At 72.7% G+C, this 16,502-nt stretch carries 14 protein-coding genes; 11 read left to right on the forward strand and 3 right to left on the reverse strand.

Annotation, left to right across the window (positions count from 1 at the left end; all coding sequences use genetic code 11):
• Positions 1-3: 3 nt before the first annotated feature.
• The gene (locus ACZ6Y1_RS19860) at positions 4-672 is read right to left on the reverse strand and encodes a lysophospholipid acyltransferase family protein (protein WP_469631046.1); all 669 of its coding nucleotides are present in this window, start codon (positions 670-672) and stop codon (positions 4-6) included.
• Positions 673-837: 165 nt separating this feature from the next.
• Here ACZ6Y1_RS19860 and ACZ6Y1_RS19865 point away from each other — a divergent pair, with 165 nt between their 5' ends.
• From ACZ6Y1_RS19865 to ACZ6Y1_RS19915, 11 genes are all read left to right on the forward strand, one after another.
• Complete coding sequence (locus ACZ6Y1_RS19865; RefSeq protein WP_469631049.1) at positions 838-1,437, forward strand: ribosomal maturation YjgA family protein; 600 nt, start codon at positions 838-840, stop codon at positions 1,435-1,437.
• 123 nt (positions 1,438-1,560) lie between these two features.
• Positions 1,561-2,745 (forward strand): ROK family protein, encoded by a 1,185-nt coding sequence (locus ACZ6Y1_RS19870; RefSeq protein WP_469631052.1) that lies wholly within the window; start codon positions 1,561-1,563, stop codon positions 2,743-2,745.
• Positions 2,746-3,139: 394 nt separating this feature from the next.
• Positions 3,140-4,090, forward strand: a complete 951-nt coding sequence (locus tag ACZ6Y1_RS19875) for a TauD/TfdA dioxygenase family protein (RefSeq protein ID WP_469631055.1) — start codon at positions 3,140-3,142, stop codon at positions 4,088-4,090.
• 147 nt (positions 4,091-4,237) lie between these two features.
• Positions 4,238-5,266 carry an ABC transporter substrate-binding protein gene (locus ACZ6Y1_RS19880; RefSeq protein ID WP_469631059.1) on the forward strand — a complete coding sequence of 343 codons (1,029 nt, stop codon included), beginning with the start codon at positions 4,238-4,240 and terminating at the stop codon, positions 5,264-5,266.
• A gap of 1 nt (position 5,267) precedes the next feature.
• On the forward strand, positions 5,268-6,407 hold the full coding sequence (locus ACZ6Y1_RS19885; protein ID WP_469631062.1) for an LLM class flavin-dependent oxidoreductase: 1,140 nt from the start codon (positions 5,268-5,270) through the stop codon (positions 6,405-6,407).
• Positions 6,404-6,913 carry a flavin reductase family protein gene (locus ACZ6Y1_RS19890; RefSeq protein ID WP_469631065.1) on the forward strand — a complete coding sequence of 170 codons (510 nt, stop codon included), beginning with the start codon at positions 6,404-6,406 and terminating at the stop codon, positions 6,911-6,913. The genes ACZ6Y1_RS19885 and ACZ6Y1_RS19890 overlap by 4 nt, the downstream gene beginning before the upstream one ends.
• Positions 6,903-7,814: an ABC transporter permease gene (locus ACZ6Y1_RS19895; protein ID WP_469631069.1), complete on the forward strand. Its 912-nt coding sequence runs from the start codon at positions 6,903-6,905 to the stop codon at positions 7,812-7,814. The genes ACZ6Y1_RS19890 and ACZ6Y1_RS19895 overlap by 11 nt, the downstream gene beginning before the upstream one ends.
• On the forward strand, positions 7,790-8,566 hold the full coding sequence (locus tag ACZ6Y1_RS19900; RefSeq protein WP_469631071.1) for an ABC transporter ATP-binding protein: 777 nt from the start codon (positions 7,790-7,792) through the stop codon (positions 8,564-8,566). The genes ACZ6Y1_RS19895 and ACZ6Y1_RS19900 overlap by 25 nt, the downstream gene beginning before the upstream one ends.
• Positions 8,563-9,915, forward strand: coding sequence for an LLM class flavin-dependent oxidoreductase (locus ACZ6Y1_RS19905; protein WP_469631074.1), 1,353 nt, complete (start codon positions 8,563-8,565; stop codon positions 9,913-9,915). Before ACZ6Y1_RS19900 ends, ACZ6Y1_RS19905 begins: the two co-directional genes overlap by 4 nt.
• Positions 9,912-13,781, forward strand: coding sequence for an ABC transporter ATP-binding protein (locus ACZ6Y1_RS19910; RefSeq protein WP_469631077.1), 3,870 nt, complete (start codon positions 9,912-9,914; stop codon positions 13,779-13,781). The genes ACZ6Y1_RS19905 and ACZ6Y1_RS19910 overlap by 4 nt, the downstream gene beginning before the upstream one ends.
• Positions 13,778-14,815 (forward strand): aldo/keto reductase, encoded by a 1,038-nt coding sequence (locus ACZ6Y1_RS19915; protein WP_469631080.1) that lies wholly within the window; start codon positions 13,778-13,780, stop codon positions 14,813-14,815. The genes ACZ6Y1_RS19910 and ACZ6Y1_RS19915 overlap by 4 nt, the downstream gene beginning before the upstream one ends.
• A gap of 508 nt (positions 14,816-15,323) precedes the next feature.
• Here ACZ6Y1_RS19915 and ACZ6Y1_RS19920 read toward each other — a convergent pair.
• Together ACZ6Y1_RS19920 and ACZ6Y1_RS19925 are read right to left on the reverse strand one after the other, a co-directional pair.
• Entirely contained in the window at positions 15,324-15,587 is a 264-nt protein-coding gene (locus ACZ6Y1_RS19920; RefSeq protein ID WP_469631083.1) for a hypothetical protein, read from the reverse strand.
• A gap of 219 nt (positions 15,588-15,806) precedes the next feature.
• Positions 15,807-16,463 (reverse strand): maleylpyruvate isomerase N-terminal domain-containing protein, encoded by a 657-nt coding sequence (locus tag ACZ6Y1_RS19925; protein ID WP_469631086.1) that lies wholly within the window; start codon positions 16,461-16,463, stop codon positions 15,807-15,809.
• Positions 16,464-16,502: the final 39 nt, after the last annotated feature.

A 16,502-nucleotide genomic window follows, 5' to 3' on the forward strand; every position in this document is an offset into this window, starting at 1 on the left:
GGATCAGCCGCGCAGTGCGGCCGGTTCGTTCAGGTGCGCGGCCGCGGTCCGCCACGCACGGGTCACCGCGGTGCGGGCGCGGGCCGTGCGTTCCTGGTGGTCGCCGGTCAGGTGGACCGGTGCGCCCACGTGCACGTGCAGACCGGGGCGCCGCAGCGGTGCGGTGGCCACCCCCGCGAGCTGCTTGGCCACGCTTCCGGACGTGATGCGACGCGCACCGGCCTGGCCGACCGGGACGACCTGCGCGCCGGTCCGCTCGGAGAGGCGGGCGAGCCCGCTGCGGAAGGCTTCGGGGGCGGCTTCGGCCGCGTCGGCACGCCGCGGCAGTCCGCCTTCCGCGTAGATGAGCACCAGTCGGCCCCGTCCGAGGGCTTCCGCGGCCGTGTCGAGTGCCGCCGCGGCCCGCCGGTCCCCGCGGAAGACGGGGATGTGCCCGCCGCGCGCCAGCGCCTGCCCGAGTACGGGCACCCGCCACAGCCCGGCGGCCGCCATCACCACCGGCTCGACGCCCAGCCTCCGCAGGGCGGCCAGCACGACGGCGGGATCGGCGAGTGACGTGTGGTTCGCGGCGATGATGCTGCCGGGCCGGAACGCCGCCCCGGTATCGGTGTCGCAGGTCACCGACAGCCGCCCGAAGGCGGGCAGCAGCGTGTCGGCGATGGTGCTGAGCATGAAACGGGTCCCCTCCCGGTCCGGCGGTGCGGCTCCCATCGTCTTCGCCGGCCGCCCCGGACCGCGTGAGTAGCCGTACTCGGAGCACGTACTCATCCCGGGCCGCGGCACGGGGGAAAACACCCAGGCCCTGACCGCGCATCCGGCACCAGGCACCATTGCCGGATGGCCTCCGCACCCGCGAACACCGAGCGCGCCCCGGACCCCGCCGCACCGGAGCGTTCCCTCGCCCGGCCGGGCCGCGCCCGCGCGGCGGCGGTGGCCGCCGCCGCACTGACCGTCGGCGCGGGCCTGACGCTGAGGGCGACGGCGGCGGTGGACGTGGCCAAGTACGGCGGGGACGCGCTGTACACCGTCCTGCTCCTGACGCTCGTCGTCGCGGCCGCCCCCCGTCTGTCGCCCGCGCGGGCCGCCGCGACAGCGCTCGCCGCCAGCTGGACGGTCGAGTTGCTCCAGCTCGGTCCGGTGCCCGGGGAGCTCTCCCGGCGCAGCACCCTCGCCCGTCTCGTGCTCGGCTCCACCTTCAACGCCCCCGACCTGGCCTGGTACGCGGTCGGCGCCGCCGCGGGCCGGCTGGCCCACTCCTCGCTGCGGCGGACCCGGCGCGGCGCCGACACCGGGTCGCGCCGGAAGGCGTACGGCGGCTTGCTGCGCCGCGGCAGTGGGGCGGCTCCGACCTGCGGTTCAGCGGGAATGGCCGACCCCAGGAGGGGTCGGCCGGCGGCTTCGCACAACCGTCATTGCCCCGTAACGCCGGATCGTTGACCGGCCTCCATGGGCTTGCGAGCATCGGGGCATGAGCTTGTCGAACTGTCCCCAGCGCCGGTAGCCCCCGCTTCCCGGGGCCGCCGTGCCGCCGTGTGACCGCCCCCGGACCGAGGATCATCGATGCGACCAGCGCTCATCGCGACGCCGGGCGGGCAGACCGCCTCCGACCAGCCCGACGGTGCGACCGTCGTCCTCCGGGCCGTACTGCACGGGGGCCCGCTGGCGCGCACCGCGATCATCGGTAAGACGGGGCTCAGCGCGGCCGCCGTGTCGCGGCACGCGGCGGAACTGCTCGCGATGGGGCTGGTCTGGGAACCGCCCGAGCCCTCGCGGCGGCCTCGGCCGGGCCGCCCCCGCATCCCGCTTGACATAGAGACCTCGCATCACGTCGCGGTGGGCGTGCACATCGCGGTACCGCGGCTCACCTTCTCGCTCACCGATCTGCGCGGTGGCGTCATCGCGCACGAGCATGTGCCCAGGCAGCCGCAGCACGGCGCCGTCCTCCACGACGTCGCCGCCCGGCTGCCCGGCTTTCTGCGCCGGCACGCCGGCGGGCGCTCGGTGCTCGGACTGGGTGTGGTCACCGGCGGCTGGGTCGACCCGGACGCCGGGGTCCTCGTCGAGAACTCCGCCCTCGGCTGGCGTGACATCCCGCTGCGGCACACGCTGCAACGGGCGGTGGGCCTGCCGGTCCATGTGGAAGGCCACGCACGGGCGTTGGCCCACGCGGAACTGCTGTTCGGCGAGGTCCGCGGCGGTGACCTGGTGCACCTGTTCGTGGGCAACGCCGTGGACGCGGCGATCGCCACCGGCGGCGTCCTGCTCCGGGGCCGCCGATACGGCGCCGGGGGCATCGCCCACCTGCCCGTTCCGGGCTCGACCGAACCCTGCCCGTGCGGTCGTACCGGCTGCCTGCAGGCCACCGTTTCCGACCGGGCCGTCGCCCAGCGCGCCGTCGCGGCGGGCATCATCCCGCATCCCGACCTGCGACTGCTCGTAGGCGCCGCTCTGGCGGGCGACGGCCGCGCGATGGACCTGTGCCGCGCCCGGCTGCGGCTCATCGCGCACGCGGTGAGGCCGTTGCTGGACCTCATCAGTCCGGACGCCCTGGTGCTGACCGAGTCCGCCGCCCTCCGTCTCCCGCAACTGCTGGACGAGTTGGTCCACGAGCTGGAGAGCGACGGCGGCCAGGTGCGTTCGGGCTCCTTCGGTACGGACACGCTGGCGGTGGCAGCGACCGCGCCGGTGCTCGCGGCCGTCTACCGGGACCCGTTGGGACTGCGCACCACCGGCAGTGCCCGATGAGCGCAGACGGGCGGGCGGGGATTCTTCCGCACCGAGACAAAACGTTGTCCGTACCGGCAGCGTGGCGGCAGACTCCTCGCATGGACGCACAGCAGAGGGCCACGATCCGGGCAGCCGCAGGCCGGCACCCCGTGAACGCCTTCCGCGTGCACCACTTCGCCGGACTGGGCTGTCGCGCCCGCTGACCGGCATTCCGCCGACGCGCCCCCGCGCGGCCGCACTGCGGCGTTGACCGCCGCGCACTTCTTCCCCCGGACTCCGGCCCGGCACCGGATCGACCTCCGGCCCGGCGTCTTCCACACCTTTGGGCACGCGCCCCTCAGGTGAAATCCGCGCGCCCCGACGCCATCACGGCCGTCGGCACCGTATCCGCCATGCCCGAAAGGAACCGCCCATGAGCACGCTCTCCGTCCGCCCCGTCGCCGGTCACATCGGCGCCGACATCGACGGCGTGGACCTCGCCCGGCCGCTGTCCGCCGAGACCGTCGAGGGGATCAGGCAGGCCCTCCACCGCCACAAGGTCGTCTTCTTCCGGGGGCAGCGGCTCGACCATTCCTCACACATCGCGTTCGCCCGCCACTTCGGCGAGCTCACCTACGCCCACCCGCACGACGACGCCCCGCCGGAGGACCACCCGGAGATCTTCACCATCGATCCGCGCCGCTTCGAGGAGCGCTACGGGAAGAACTTCCGGGACGAGTACCGCAAGCGCCAGTACAGCTACTTCGACGGCTGGCACACCGACGTCACCGCCGCGGTGAATCCGCCCGCCGGTTCCATCCTGCGCGCCGAGACCGTTCCGGCGGTCGGCGGCGACACGCAGTGGACCAACCTCGTCGCCGCGTACGAGGGACTTTCCGCCCCGGTCCGGGCGTTCGTGGACACGCTCCGCGCCGAGCACCGGTACGGCGGCAGCCGGCCGGTGGCCGAGGACGGCGAGTACGCCCGCCGGATCAACGACAACCTGCTCGTGTCCGTGCACCCCGTGGTGCGGGTGCATCCCGAGACCGGGGAGCGGGCGCTGTTCGTCAACCCCGGTTTCACCAGCCACATCGTGGGCGTCACCGCCGCCGAGAGCAGGCGCATCCTGGACCTGCTGTATGCCGAGATCACCCGGCCCGAGTACACGGTGCGCTTCCGCTGGGAGCCCGGACACGTGGCGTACTGGGACAACCGGGCCACCGCGCACCTCGCCCCGCGCGACCTGGAACACCTGGACGTCGAGCGCCGGCTGCACCGGGTCACCCTGATCGGCGACGTCCCCGTGGGACCGGACGGGCAGAAGTCCGAGCTCGTCGCGGGACGCCCCTTCACCGCCGAGCACCGGGTCGCCGTCGCCTCCTGACACGGCCGAAGACAGGCCGTCGGCGCCGTACGCGGTTCCCTCCACCGCACGGCGTCGGCGGCGACACCGCCAGAGCGCGCATCCGTCATCGCGCCGAACAAGCAAAGGTCCCCCGGTACCGCCATGTCTGCATACCTCTCAAGACCGTTGAACCGCCGAGGATTCATCGCCCTGGGCAGCGGCGCGCTGCTGACGCTCGCGGGCTGCGCCTCCTCCGATCAGTCCGATCCCACGACGCGCGGCGCGCTCCCGACCCTGTCCCCCGACAAGAGCACCACCCTCCGCATCGGAGTGAGCACGGCGCAGGTCCAGCTGGCCGCCGAGCCGTCGCTCGGCCCGCTGCCCTTCTCCGTCGAATGGGTCCGGCTCAACGGCGGGCCGGAAACCATTCAAGGATTCCGTGCGGGAGCGGTCGATCTGGCCGCCAACGCCGGGATGCCGCCGATCCAGGCGCACGACATCGGCGTCGACGCCAAGATCGTCGCCATCTCGCACAACACGGCGGTCAACTACATCCCGACCACCCGCCCGGGCAGCGACATCACGACGGTGAAGGACGTCGTCGGCAAGAAGATCGCCTTCTCGCAAGGGCAGGCGCAGGGCGTCACCATCCTGAAGTGGCTGAAGGAGAACGGGATCTCCCACAAGGACGTGACCCTGGTGCCGCTGCCGAGTTCCCAGTTCCTGACCGCTCTCCAGGGAAAGCAGGTCGACCTCGCCCCGCTGACCGAGCCGTCGCTGACGAAGTACCTGAGCCAGTACGAGAAGGACGGCGCGCGGACCCTGCCCACCGAGGTCCAGGACCTGCTGAGCCTGCTGTGGGCACCCACGTCGGTGCTCGCCGACGACCGGAAGGCGGCCGCGATCCAGGCGTTCATCCCCATCTGGGTCAAGGGCAACAACTGGGCCTGGGAGAACCCCGAGAAGTGGGTCGACTCCTACTACGTCAAGGACCAGGGCGTCGCCAAGGAGGACGGCGAACGGATCATCACGTCACGCAAGAAGCCGCTGTACCCGGAGGACTGGGACTCCTCCATCGCCTGGGAGCAGTCGGTCGCCGATCTCATGTCCGGGGCGGGCTTCGTCAAGGGATTCGACGTCAGCGTGCTGTTCGACCGGCGGTTCGAGCGCGTCGCCGCGCAGGCCGCGTCCGCCGAGTACCGCGGGCAGGCCTGAGATGGGCGAGTACCTCTGGTACATCCCGAACACGGTCGAACCCGGTCACCGCGGCGACGACACCCCCGACGGCTGGGACACGCTCGACCACTCTACGGAGCTGGCGCGGGCGGTCGAGCACCACGGCTGGGCCGGGGCCCTGCTGGGCACCGGCTGGGGGCGACCGGACACCTTCACCGTCGCGGCCTCCCTCGCCGCCCGCACGACGACGTTCAAGCCGCTCATCGCGATCCGGCCCGGCTACTGGCATCCCGCGAACTTCGCCTCGGCCTCGGCCACGCTCGACCGCCTCAGCCAGGGGCGGGTCCTGGTCAACATCGTCAGCGGACTGGACGACGCCGCGTCGTACGGCGACGGCGAGTTCGACCAGTCGCGCCGCTACGAGCGCACGCTCGAGTTCCTCCTGCTGGTCCGCCGCCTGTGGCACGAGGAGGAGGTGACGTTCCGCGGCGAGCACTACCGGGTGGACAACTCCAGGGTCCGGCCGCGCCCTTGGGGCGCCGAACAAGGCCTCCACCCCCGGCTGTACTTCGGCGGCGCGAGCGCGGCCGCCGAGCGGGTCGCCGCGCAGGAGGCCGACGTCCAGCTGTTCTGGGGCGAGCCGCTGGACGGGATCGCCGGGCGGATCGACCGGCTGCGTGCGCTCTCCGAGACGGTCGGGCGCAGACACCGGCCGCTGGAGTTCGGGCTGCGCATCACGACCGTCGTCCGGGACACCACGGAAGAGGCGTGGCGCGCGGCGGAGGAGAAGGTCGCCCACATGGCGCGGCAGGGCCCCCGTGCCCGGGAAGCGTTCCGGCGCCACACGGCCGTCGGTCAGCAGCGCCTCCTCGACCTGGCGGCACGGGGCGACGTCCTGGACACGTGCCTGTACACGGCTCCGGGCCGCTACGGGGGCGGCGGTGCCGGTACGACATGGCTGGTCGGCTCCGCGCAGGAGGTCGCCGACGCCCTGGGGAGGTACCGGACGCTGGGCGTGACCCACTTCGTGCTCTCGGACACCCCGTACAAGCAGGAGATCGCCCGGGTCGGCGACGGACTGCTCCCCCTGCTGAAAGAGCCCGGCCCAACCGGTCCGGCATCGCCCACCAGCGGCAGCCGGCGGCTGTCCGCCGCCCACCCGACGGAGGCTCCGGCATGACCGCAGTGCTGCACGACACCACATCCCTGCGAGCCGTGTACGGCGCGTTCCCCACCGGCGTCACCGCGATCGCCGCCCTGATCGACGGGGCGCCGGTCGGGCTGGCGGCCAGTTCCTTCACGACGGTGTCCCTCGCACCGCCGCTCGTCTCCGTATGCATGGCGCGCACATCGAGCACGTGGCCGGTGCTGCGCCGCGCCGGGCGCCTGGGCGTCAGCGTGCTCGGCGCGCAGCAGGGGCCGCTCTGCCGGCGGCTCGCCGGTCCGAGTGACGAGCGGTTCGACGGGGCCGCGTGGCGGACGACCCGGGACGGCGCGGTCCTGCTGGAGGGCGCGGGTGCCTGGTTCGAGTGTTCCGTCGAGAACGAGGTCCGCGCCGGGGACCACGACATCGTCGTACTCCGCGTCCATGACCTGCGCCTCGACCAGGCCGTGGAACCCCTCGTCTTCCATTCCAGCACGTTCCGCCCGCTCACCCCCGGATCCAGGAGCCCCGATGAACGTTGACATCTCCGTCCCTGCGGGCGGAGGCCCGGCCACCGTCACCGAAGGGCCCCGGAAGGCCCCCGCGGCCACCGCACCACCGCCGCCGGGGCCGGACCCGGAAGCCGGCGGCCTGGTCCCCGCGCGCCGGCGACGCCTCGGGCGAGGCAAGCAGATCCCGTTCGGCCGGCTCCTCGGCCCGCTGCTGGTCGTCGTGGTCTGGTGGGCGGCCTCGGCAGCCGGATGGCTGGACCCCCGCAAGCTGTCGTCGCCCTCGTCGGTCCTGACCTCCGCCCGGGAACTGTGGACCAGCGGACGGTTGCAGGACAGCGTGCAGACCTCGCTGACCCGTGCGCTCCTGGGCCTGCTCATCGGGGTCGCGGCGGGCGTCGTGCTGGCGCTCGCGTCCGGGCTGTCCCGCATCGGTGACGCCTTCGTGGACGGCACTCTGCAGGTCAAGCGCTCCATCCCCAACCTCGCCCTGCTTCCCCTGCTGATCCTGTGGCTCGGCATCGGCGAGACGATGAAGGTCGTCGTCATCGCACTCGGGGTGCTGGTGAGCGTCTACATCAACACGCACGCGGCACTGGTCTCCATCGACGCGCGTTACGTGGAACTCGCCGAGGCACAACGGCTCTCCCGCCCGCAGTTCCTGCGCAGGGTCGTGCTGCCCGCCGCGCTGCCCGGCTTCTTCACCGGCCTGCGACTGGCCGTAACCGCGGCCTGGCTCGGCCTGATCGTGGTTGAGCAGATCAACGCCACATCGGGAATCGGCTACATGATGTTCCAGGCCCAGCAGTACGCGCAGTCCGGGATCATCCTCGTCGGCCTGGTGCTGTACGGCACCTTCGGGTTCGCCTCCGACGGTCTCGTCCGCCTGGTGGAGGGGAGGGTGCTGTCGTGGCGTCGTACGATCACCGCCTGAGCGGCGCCGCGGCGGCCGCGGCCGTGGATTCCGCCGCCGTCCGGATCACCGGCCTGACCCGGTCCTTCGGGGACCGTCGTGTGCTCGACGCCGTCAGCCTGACACTCGGGCAGGGCGAGTTCACGGCGCTGCTGGGACGCAGCGGATCGGGCAAGAGCACACTGCTGCGCGCGGTCGCCGGTCTCGACCACGACGCGGTCGGCTCGGGGGAGATCCTGGTGCCGGCCCGGGTGTCGCTGGTGTTCCAGGACTCCCGGCTGCTGCCGTGGCTGAGGATCCTCGACAACGTCGTCCTCGGTCTGCCCGGGAAGGACGCCCGGGAACGCGGACGCGCCGCCCTGGACGAAGTCAGCCTCGCCCAGCGGGAATCGGCCTGGCCGCACGAGCTGTCCGGCGGCGAGCAGCAGCGGGCCGCGCTCGCCCGGTCGCTGGTGAGCGCACCGGACCTGTTGCTCGCCGACGAACCCTTCGGCTCCCTGGACGCGCTGACCCGGATCCGGATGCACCGGCTGTTGCGCCGCCTGTACGAGACGCACCGGCCCGCCGTGCTGCTCGTGACCCACGACGTGGACGAGGCGGTGACCCTCGCCGACCGGGTGCTCGTCCTCGACGACGGGGACTTCGTCCAGGACCTGCGCATCGACCTGCCCGCCGGACGCGACCCCGGTGACCCCCGCTTCCAGCACTACCGCACCACCCTGCTGGGCGCCCTGGGCGTCCTGCCCGCCCACCGTACGAAGGAACAGCCATGAGCAAGCGAGCCGGACAACTCCATCTCAACGCCTTCCTGATGGGAGTCGGCCACCACGAGGCCGCCTGGCGGCTGCCGGAGTCGGACCCGTACGCCGGCTGGGACGTGGCGCATTACCAGAACCTGGCCCGCATCGCCGAGCGGGGCAAGCTCGACTCGCTGTTCCTCGCCGACAGTCCGGGCCAGCACGGCGACCCGGGGCGCAGGCCGGCCGGACAGCTCGAGCCGACGGTGCTCCTGACGGCGCTCGCCGGGGTGACCGAGCGCATCGGCCTGATCGCGACCGCTTCGACCTCCTACAACGAGCCGTACAACCTGGCCCGCCGGTTCGCTTCCCTCGACCACGTGTCCGGCGGCCGGGCCGGATGGAACATCGTCACGACCGCCGGCGCCGACGCGGCCCGCAACTTCGGCCTGGACGACACGCCTTTGCACAAGGAGCGGTACGAACGCGCCGGCGAGTTCCTCGAAGTCTCCACCCGGCTCTGGGACAGCTGGGCCGACGATGCGATCGTGGCCGACAAGGGCGCCGGCGTCCACGCCGACACCGCGAGGGTCCGCAAGATCGGCCACGCCGGGCGGTTCTTCCGCGTCGACGGCCCGCTGAACGTCCCCCGCTCACCGCAGGGCCACCCCCTGTTGGTGCAGGCCGGTTCGTCCCAGAACGGCAGGGCCTTCGCCGCCCGTTGGGCGGAAGCGGTCTTCACGGCGCAGCAGACCCTCCAGGAGGCCCAGGCGTTCTACGCCGACCTGAAGAAGAGGGCCGCGGCCCACGGACGCGATCCGCACGGGATCAAGATCCTGCCCGGCATCGTGCCGGTCATCGGCGACACCGAGGCCGAGGCGGCGGAGCTGGACCGTGAGCTCGACCGGCTGATCAGCCCCGAGTTCGCCAGGCGTCAGCTCGCCCGGCTGCTGAAGCTCGATCCGGACGCCCTCGACCTGGACGCCGGACTGCCCGAGGACCTGCCGTCCGAGGACCAGATCGAAGGCTCCAAGAGCCGGTACACCCTGATCGTGGACCTGGCCCGGCGGGAGAAGCTGACGGTGCGGCAGCTCATCGGCCGCCTCGGCGGCGGTCGCGGGCACCGGACGTTCACCGGCACACCCGTCCAGGTTGCCGACGCGATCGAGGAGTGGTTCGACAACGGCGCCGCGGACGGGTTCAACGTCATGCCGCCGGTCCTTCCGTCCGGGCTGGAGGTGTTCGTGGACAAGGTCGTGCCCATCCTGCAGGAACGCGGGAGGTTCCGCACCGACTACACAGGTGCCACCCTGCGCGAGCACTACGGGCTGCCCCGACCCGCCGACTCGTTCGCGGCGTCACCTGCCGTCGAGGTGTCCGCGTGACCGTCACCTCCTGTAGCACCGCGGACCGTACGTCCCAGGCATCCCGCGGACCGGTCGATCCGGGATGGGTACGCCGGCTGGCCCGGTACTGCCTGGCCTACCGCGCCGATCTGGCCTGGGCGTACGGCGCCGCGCTGGTCGCAGCGGTCGCCACGGCCGTACTGCCGCTCGTCCTGCGCCACGTCGTGGACGGGGTGGAGGCCTCGGCGGCGGACCTGACCCCCTGGGCCGCGCTGCTGCTCGGCATCGGCGGGCTGAGGTTCGGGGCGAGTTACCAGCGCCGGTACCGCTCCGGACGGGTTTCGCTCGGCGTGCAGTACGACCTTCGCAACGACGCCTTCGCCGCGCTGCTGCGCCTCGGCGGCAGCCAGCAGGACGATCTGCACACGGGGCAGGTCGTCAGCCGCGCCATCTCCGATGTGACGCTCATACAGATGCTCCTCCAGTTCCTGCCGAACATGTTCGGCAACGCGCTGATGTTCCTCCTGTCGGTGGCGCTGATGGCGGCGCTGTCGCCGCTGCTGACCCTCGTCGCCCTCGTCGTGGGACCCGTGCTCTGGCTGATCGCCTTCCGCAGCCGCCGTGACCTGTTCCCGGCCAACTGGCATGCGCAGCAGGAAGCCGCAGAGGTCGCGGTGACCGTGGAGGCGGCGGTCGCGGGTGTCCGCGTCGTCAAGGGGTTCGCGCAGGAGCAGCGCGAACTGGACGCGCTGGAGCGGCGGTCGCGCAGCCTGTTCTCCTCCCGGGTCCGCGTCGCCCGGCTGACGAGCAAGTACAACCCGGCCCTTCAGGCCGTACCCGCTCTGGGACAGGTCGCCGTGTTCGCGCTGGGCGGCTGGCTTGCACTGCGCGGCAGCATCTCCCTGGGCACCTTCGTGGTGTTCACCGTGTACCTGGGATCGTTCGTGACGCCCGTGCGCCAAGTGGCCATGCTGCTCACCGTGTGGCAGCAGGCGCGCGCCGGCGTGGAACGGGTGCTCGACATCGTCGACGCGTCGCCCGGGATCACCGACGCCCCGGACGCGGTCGGCGTGCCGGACGGAACGCCGGCCGTCGAGTGGGACGGTGTGGTGTTCGGCCGCGACCGGACGGCCGACCCGCTCCTGGACGGGTTCACCCTGCGGGTCGAACCGGGGGAGACACTGGCACTGGTCGGTGCGGCCGGGTCCGGCAAGTCCACCGCGGCGTCGCTGCTGCCGCGGTTCTACGACCCGGCCGCCGGGACGGTCCGGGTCGGCGGCATCGACGTGCGCGAACTGCGGCTGGCCGATCTGCGGGCCCGGATCGGCTTCGTGTTCGAAGAGCCGCACCTGTTGTCCGACACCATAGGGGCGAACATCGCCTACGGCCGCCCGGACGCCGCGCCCACGGAGATCCGTCACGCCGCGCAACTCGCCCAGGCGGACGGATTCATCACCGCGCTGCCGGACGGCTACGACACCGTGATCGGCGAGCAGGGCTCCACGCTCTCCGGCGGGCAGCGCCAGCGGATCGCGCTGGCCCGGGCCATCCTGCACGACCCCGCCGTACTGGTACTCGACGACGCCACCTCCGCGATCGATGCCCAGGTCGAGGCGGCCATCCACACCGGGCTGCGCCAACTGGCCAGGCAGCGAACGACGTTGATCATCGCGCACCGGGCGTCGACGCTGGAGCTGGCCGACCGGATCGCCGTACTCGACCGCGGCCGGGTCGTCGACATCGGAACAGCCCGGGAGCTCCAGGCTCGCAGTCCGCTCTACCGGTCACTGCTGTCCCCCGACGGGCAGCCCGGCGAACTCGGCGTGGACGAGGCGTCCGCGGCGCAGGCCCCCCGCCCGCGCGGCGTGACCGAGGAGCTCTGGCGCGGCGGCCCGGACCCGGCCCAGGCCGGGCGGGACGTCGGCGCGCGGGTCGCCGCCGCTTACGCGCAGGCCGCCGCGACGTCCGGACCGGGCCGGCCGGGGCACGGGGCCGGTCTGCTCGGCGGCGCCCCTCCCAGCGAGGAACTCCGGGAGCGGCTGGCCGCGTTGCCGCACGTGGACGCCGATCCGGAGGTCACGCCCGAGCAGGCACGTGCCTGGGACCCGGGCTTCGGGCTGTGGGCCCTGGTACGGCCGTTCCGTCTGCCGCTGCTCGCCGGTCTCGCGCTCGTCGGCGCGGACGCGCTCGCGCAGATCGCCGTCCCGGTACTCGTCCGGCACGGGGTCGACAGCGGCGTCACCCGGTCCGCGCCGACGGCGCTGCTGCTGATCGCCGCCCTCGCTGCGGCGGTGGTGCTGCTCGGCTGGCTGGTCAACACCGCCCAGGTACGGGTGACCGGCCGCACGGGCGAGCGCCTGCTGCACACCCTGCGGGTTCGTACGTACGCCCAGTTGCAGCGGCTCGGCCTGGACTACTACGAGCGCGAGCCGGCCGGCCGGATCATGACCCGGATGACCACGGACGTGGACGCGCTGTCGGCGTTCCTGCAGACCGGTCTGGTGACCTTCGTGGTCTCTCTGCTGACGATCCTCGGTGTGCTCGTCGCCCTGCTCGTGATCGATGCCGGGCTCGCCGTCACCCTGCTCGTCGTACTGCCGGGCCTGATCGCCGCCACGATGGCGTTCCGCTCGCGGTCGTTGCCCGCGTACCTCGAAGCACGGGAGCGGGTCAGCGCCGTCAACGCGTACCTGCAGGAGAACGTGGCCCTGATCCGGGTCACCCAGGCGTTCGGCCGTCAGGCTCACAACGCACGGGACTTCGCCGAGCTGGCCAGGGCCTTCCACGACGCCCGGCTGCGGGCCCAGCGGCTGATGGCGACATTCTTCCCGTTCGTCGAGTTCCTGAGCACGGCCGCGACCGCCACGGTGCTGGTGATCGGCGCCGCACAGGTGCGCGACGGCAGGCTCACCGCCGGAACCCTGATCGCATTCCTGCTCTACGTCGAGCTGTTCTTCTCGCCGATCCAGCAGCTGTCCCAGGCGTTCGACGGCTACCAGCAGGCGGTGGTGGGACTCGGCAGGCTGCGTGCCCTGATGCGCGAACCGGTCGGCACACCGATCGCCGCGCGCCCCCTGCCCGTGCGTGAACTGCGCGGTGCGATCGAGTTCGACCGGGTGTCCTTCGCCTACCGGGACGGCGAACGCGAACGGCTCCGCGAAGTGACCCTGCGCGTCGCCGCCGGGCAGACGGTGGCCCTCGTCGGTACGACCGGTGCGGGCAAGTCGACGATCGTCAAGCTCGTCGCCCGCTTCTACGACCCGACGACCGGAACCGTGCGGGTCGACGGCACAGACCTGCGCGCACTGGATCCGGCCGGGTACCGGCGCCGGCTGGGAGTCGTACCGCAGGAGACCCACCTGCTGGGCAGCACAGTGCGGGACGCCATCGCCTACGGCCGCCCCGACGCCACCGACGCCGAGGTGGAGGCAGCGGCGCGCGCGGTCGGCGCTCACGAGATGGTGGCCGGGCTGCCGGCCGGCTATCTGACCGAGGTCGGAGAACGCGGCCGCGGCCTCTCCGCGGGCCAGCGGCAACTGCTCGCGCTGGCGCGGGCGGAACTCGTCGACCCGGACATCCTGCTGCTGGACGAGGCCACCGCCTCCCTCGACCTGGCCAGTGAACGCCGGGTGGCCGCCGCGACGGCCGCCCTCACCCGGCGGCGCACCACCCTCGTCGTGGCGCACCGGCTCACCACCGCCGCCCGCGCCGACCGGGTGATCGTCCTGCGGGACGGCGCGGTCGCCGAAGCCGGCAGCCATCACGAACTGCTCGCGGCCCACGGCCCTTACCGCCGGCTGTGGGACGCGTACCGCGCCGCCGGCGACGCGTCGAGCATCGACCAGCTCGCCGAATCCGGGGCAGTGCCCGGACGGCTGACCACCGCCACGGAAGGAACCTCATGACCATCCCGTACCGGCCCTTCGGCCGCACCGGCGTGCAGGTGAGCGCGCTCGCACTCGGCGCGATGAACTTCGGCGCCCGGGGCAACCCGAGTCACGAGGACGGGGTGCGCGTCATCCACCGCGCCCTCGACGCCGGGATCAACATTATCGACACGGCGGACGTGTACTCGCAGGGCGAGTCGGAGGAGATCGTCGGCCAGGCCCTGGCAGGCCGCCGGGACGACGTCTTCCTGGCCACCAAGTTCCACGGCCGCATGGGGGAGGACGTCAACCGGTTCGGCAACTCGCGACGGTGGATCTTCCGAGCGGTCGAGGACAGCCTCCAGCGGCTGCGGACCGACCACATCGACCTCTACCAGGTGCACCGTCCGGAGGACGACACGGATTTCGACGAGACCCTCGGCGCGCTCTCCGACCTCGTACGCCAGGGCAAGGTCCGGTATCTCGGCACCTCCACGTTCCCGCCGTCCCGGATCGTCGAGGGGCAGTGGACCGCGGAGCGGCGGGGCCGCGAGCGAGTGGTGTCCGAGCAGCCGCCCTACTCGATCCTGGCCCGCGGCGTCGAGGCCGAGGTGCTCCCGGTGGCACAGCGGTACGGCCTGGCGGTGATCCCGTGGAGCCCGCTCGCGGGCGGCTGGCTGACGGGGCGCTACCGAGCCGGGCGGCCGCAGCCGGAATCCAGCCGAGCAGCCCGTCAGCCGGGACGCTTCGACGTCGACAGCACGGAGAACGCGGCCAAACTGGAGGCCGTCGAGGCGCTCGCGGTCCTGGCCGAGCAGGCCGGGATCACCCTGATCGAGCTCGCCCTCGGCTTCGTGCTGTCCCACCCGGCGGTCACCGCGCCGATCATCGGCCCGCGCACGCTGTACCAGCTGGAGGAGCAGCTCGGGGCGGCGGAGAACCCGCTGCCCTCCGACGTCCTGGACGAGATCGACAAGATCGTCCCGCCGGGCACCACCCTCTCGGCGCAGGACGCGGGGTACGTGCCGCCGGGCCTGCACGACCCGGCAGCACGACGGCGGGGCGCCCGCTGAGCGGCGGCGGGGGTGGGCGGTGTGCGCAGGGCCCGCCCGTCGCGCGGTTCGGTGGGCGGGCAGTCCGCCACCTGCCCCGGCGGGACCCGCACCGCGCCCGACTCCCTCGGTGCTGCCTCGTCCCGGCGCGTCCCGGGCTCAGTCGCGGCCCCCCGAGCCGCCGCCGAGGGCGGTGATCCGGGCTCCGCGGGACGCCCTCCGGGCCGGCGCGAGCCACGGGGCTCCGGCCGCCGGTGTGACGGCGCGCACCCGCACACGCGGGGATTCGGGACCGGTCGTACGCCGTCCGTGGCGCCATCGAAGCAGGCCTACCCGCCTGCAACGCCCCGATCCGACGTCTGCCACGTCGTGGGGGGCGGCCGACGGTGCCGCGGGGCCTGCGGATCGGGGGGGAAAGATCAACAGGAGCCCCAACGGCACCTGTACCGCCCCTGCCCTCTTTCCCGCGCCTCAATCGCCGGAATCACGTCCACCTGGGCGCACGGCCCGGCACGCCGAGCCCTCACGTTCAGGCCGGCGATCCCGTCCAGATCTCGGGGATCAGCGGCGCCGGCATCCACACGGTGAACATGGCCGCGATGACGCACTCGAGGACCCCCACCGGGATGAACCAGATCGTCACCCACAGCGGAAGGGTGAACGCGGCCATGGTGAGCCAGAGCCGACACCGGAACCTGTCGACCGCCATCCGGGTATGGCTCAGCGCCGCGCACACGGTCACCAGCATCGTGACCGCGCCCAGTGTCGCCAGCAGGTACGTTCCGGCGCGCATGTACCACCAGAACGCAACGTCCAGGGGGGCGCCGACCACGGGGTAGGCCAATGCCCAAGCCGCCGTGTGCAACCCGCAGTACAGGGCGACCAACCGCCCCACGGGCCGCAGCACTCTCCCCGTGCCAGAACCGTCCGCAGCCATGCCGCCCCCCGAAGTATTGAACGCGTTCAATCCGTTCGGTGATGCTACACGCTGCCACGGTGTCGATGGTCCGTGTCAGCCGAGCACCAGCGGCAGCCTCTCCCCGAGGGTGCCCAGGGCGGCCCGTTCCTCCGTGGTCGGCGTGCGGCGGCCGGTTCCGATCAGCAGTGCGTCCCGGTGGGAGAGCGAGGCGGGGAAGGCGGCGCCCGCGATCTGCTCCAGGGCCGTCCGGGCCGCCGCGAGGGTCTCCTCGGGCGGGGCCGGCGCGTCGGACGGCAGGTGTGTGATCAGGTCGAGGTGGTGCAGGGTCCATTCCAGGACGTACGCCGACAGGTAGTCGGCGACGGTCAGTACCTCGCCCCGCGTGCCGACACGGGCCATGGGGTCGGCGAGGGCGGCCGCCCGGCCGGCGGCCGAACCGACGTCGTCGAGGTGGAACTTGAGCCACCTCGGCTCCCCGTACGCCGCCGCCAGCCGGGGGACGAGTGCGTCGAGCGGATCCTCGCCCGTCGGGGGGTCGACGAGTTTCCAGTAGGTGACCGCGTCCACCGTCGGTTCGGCCCCGGCCGGGGTGACCAGGGTGATCAGGACGTCCTGGGCATCGATGACCAGGTGACACACCAGATCCCGCACGAGCCAGCCGGCGCAGCCGGACGGCCGCTCGAAGTCCTGGTCCGGGAGACCGGCAACCGCGGCCCGCAGAGCCGTCCATGAGCGTGAGAACAGATCCATGACGGCACCGTAGCCCGGCGGTCCGGTCGTGCGCGGTTC

This window comes from Streptomyces sp. NPDC053432, from assembly GCF_055585365.1.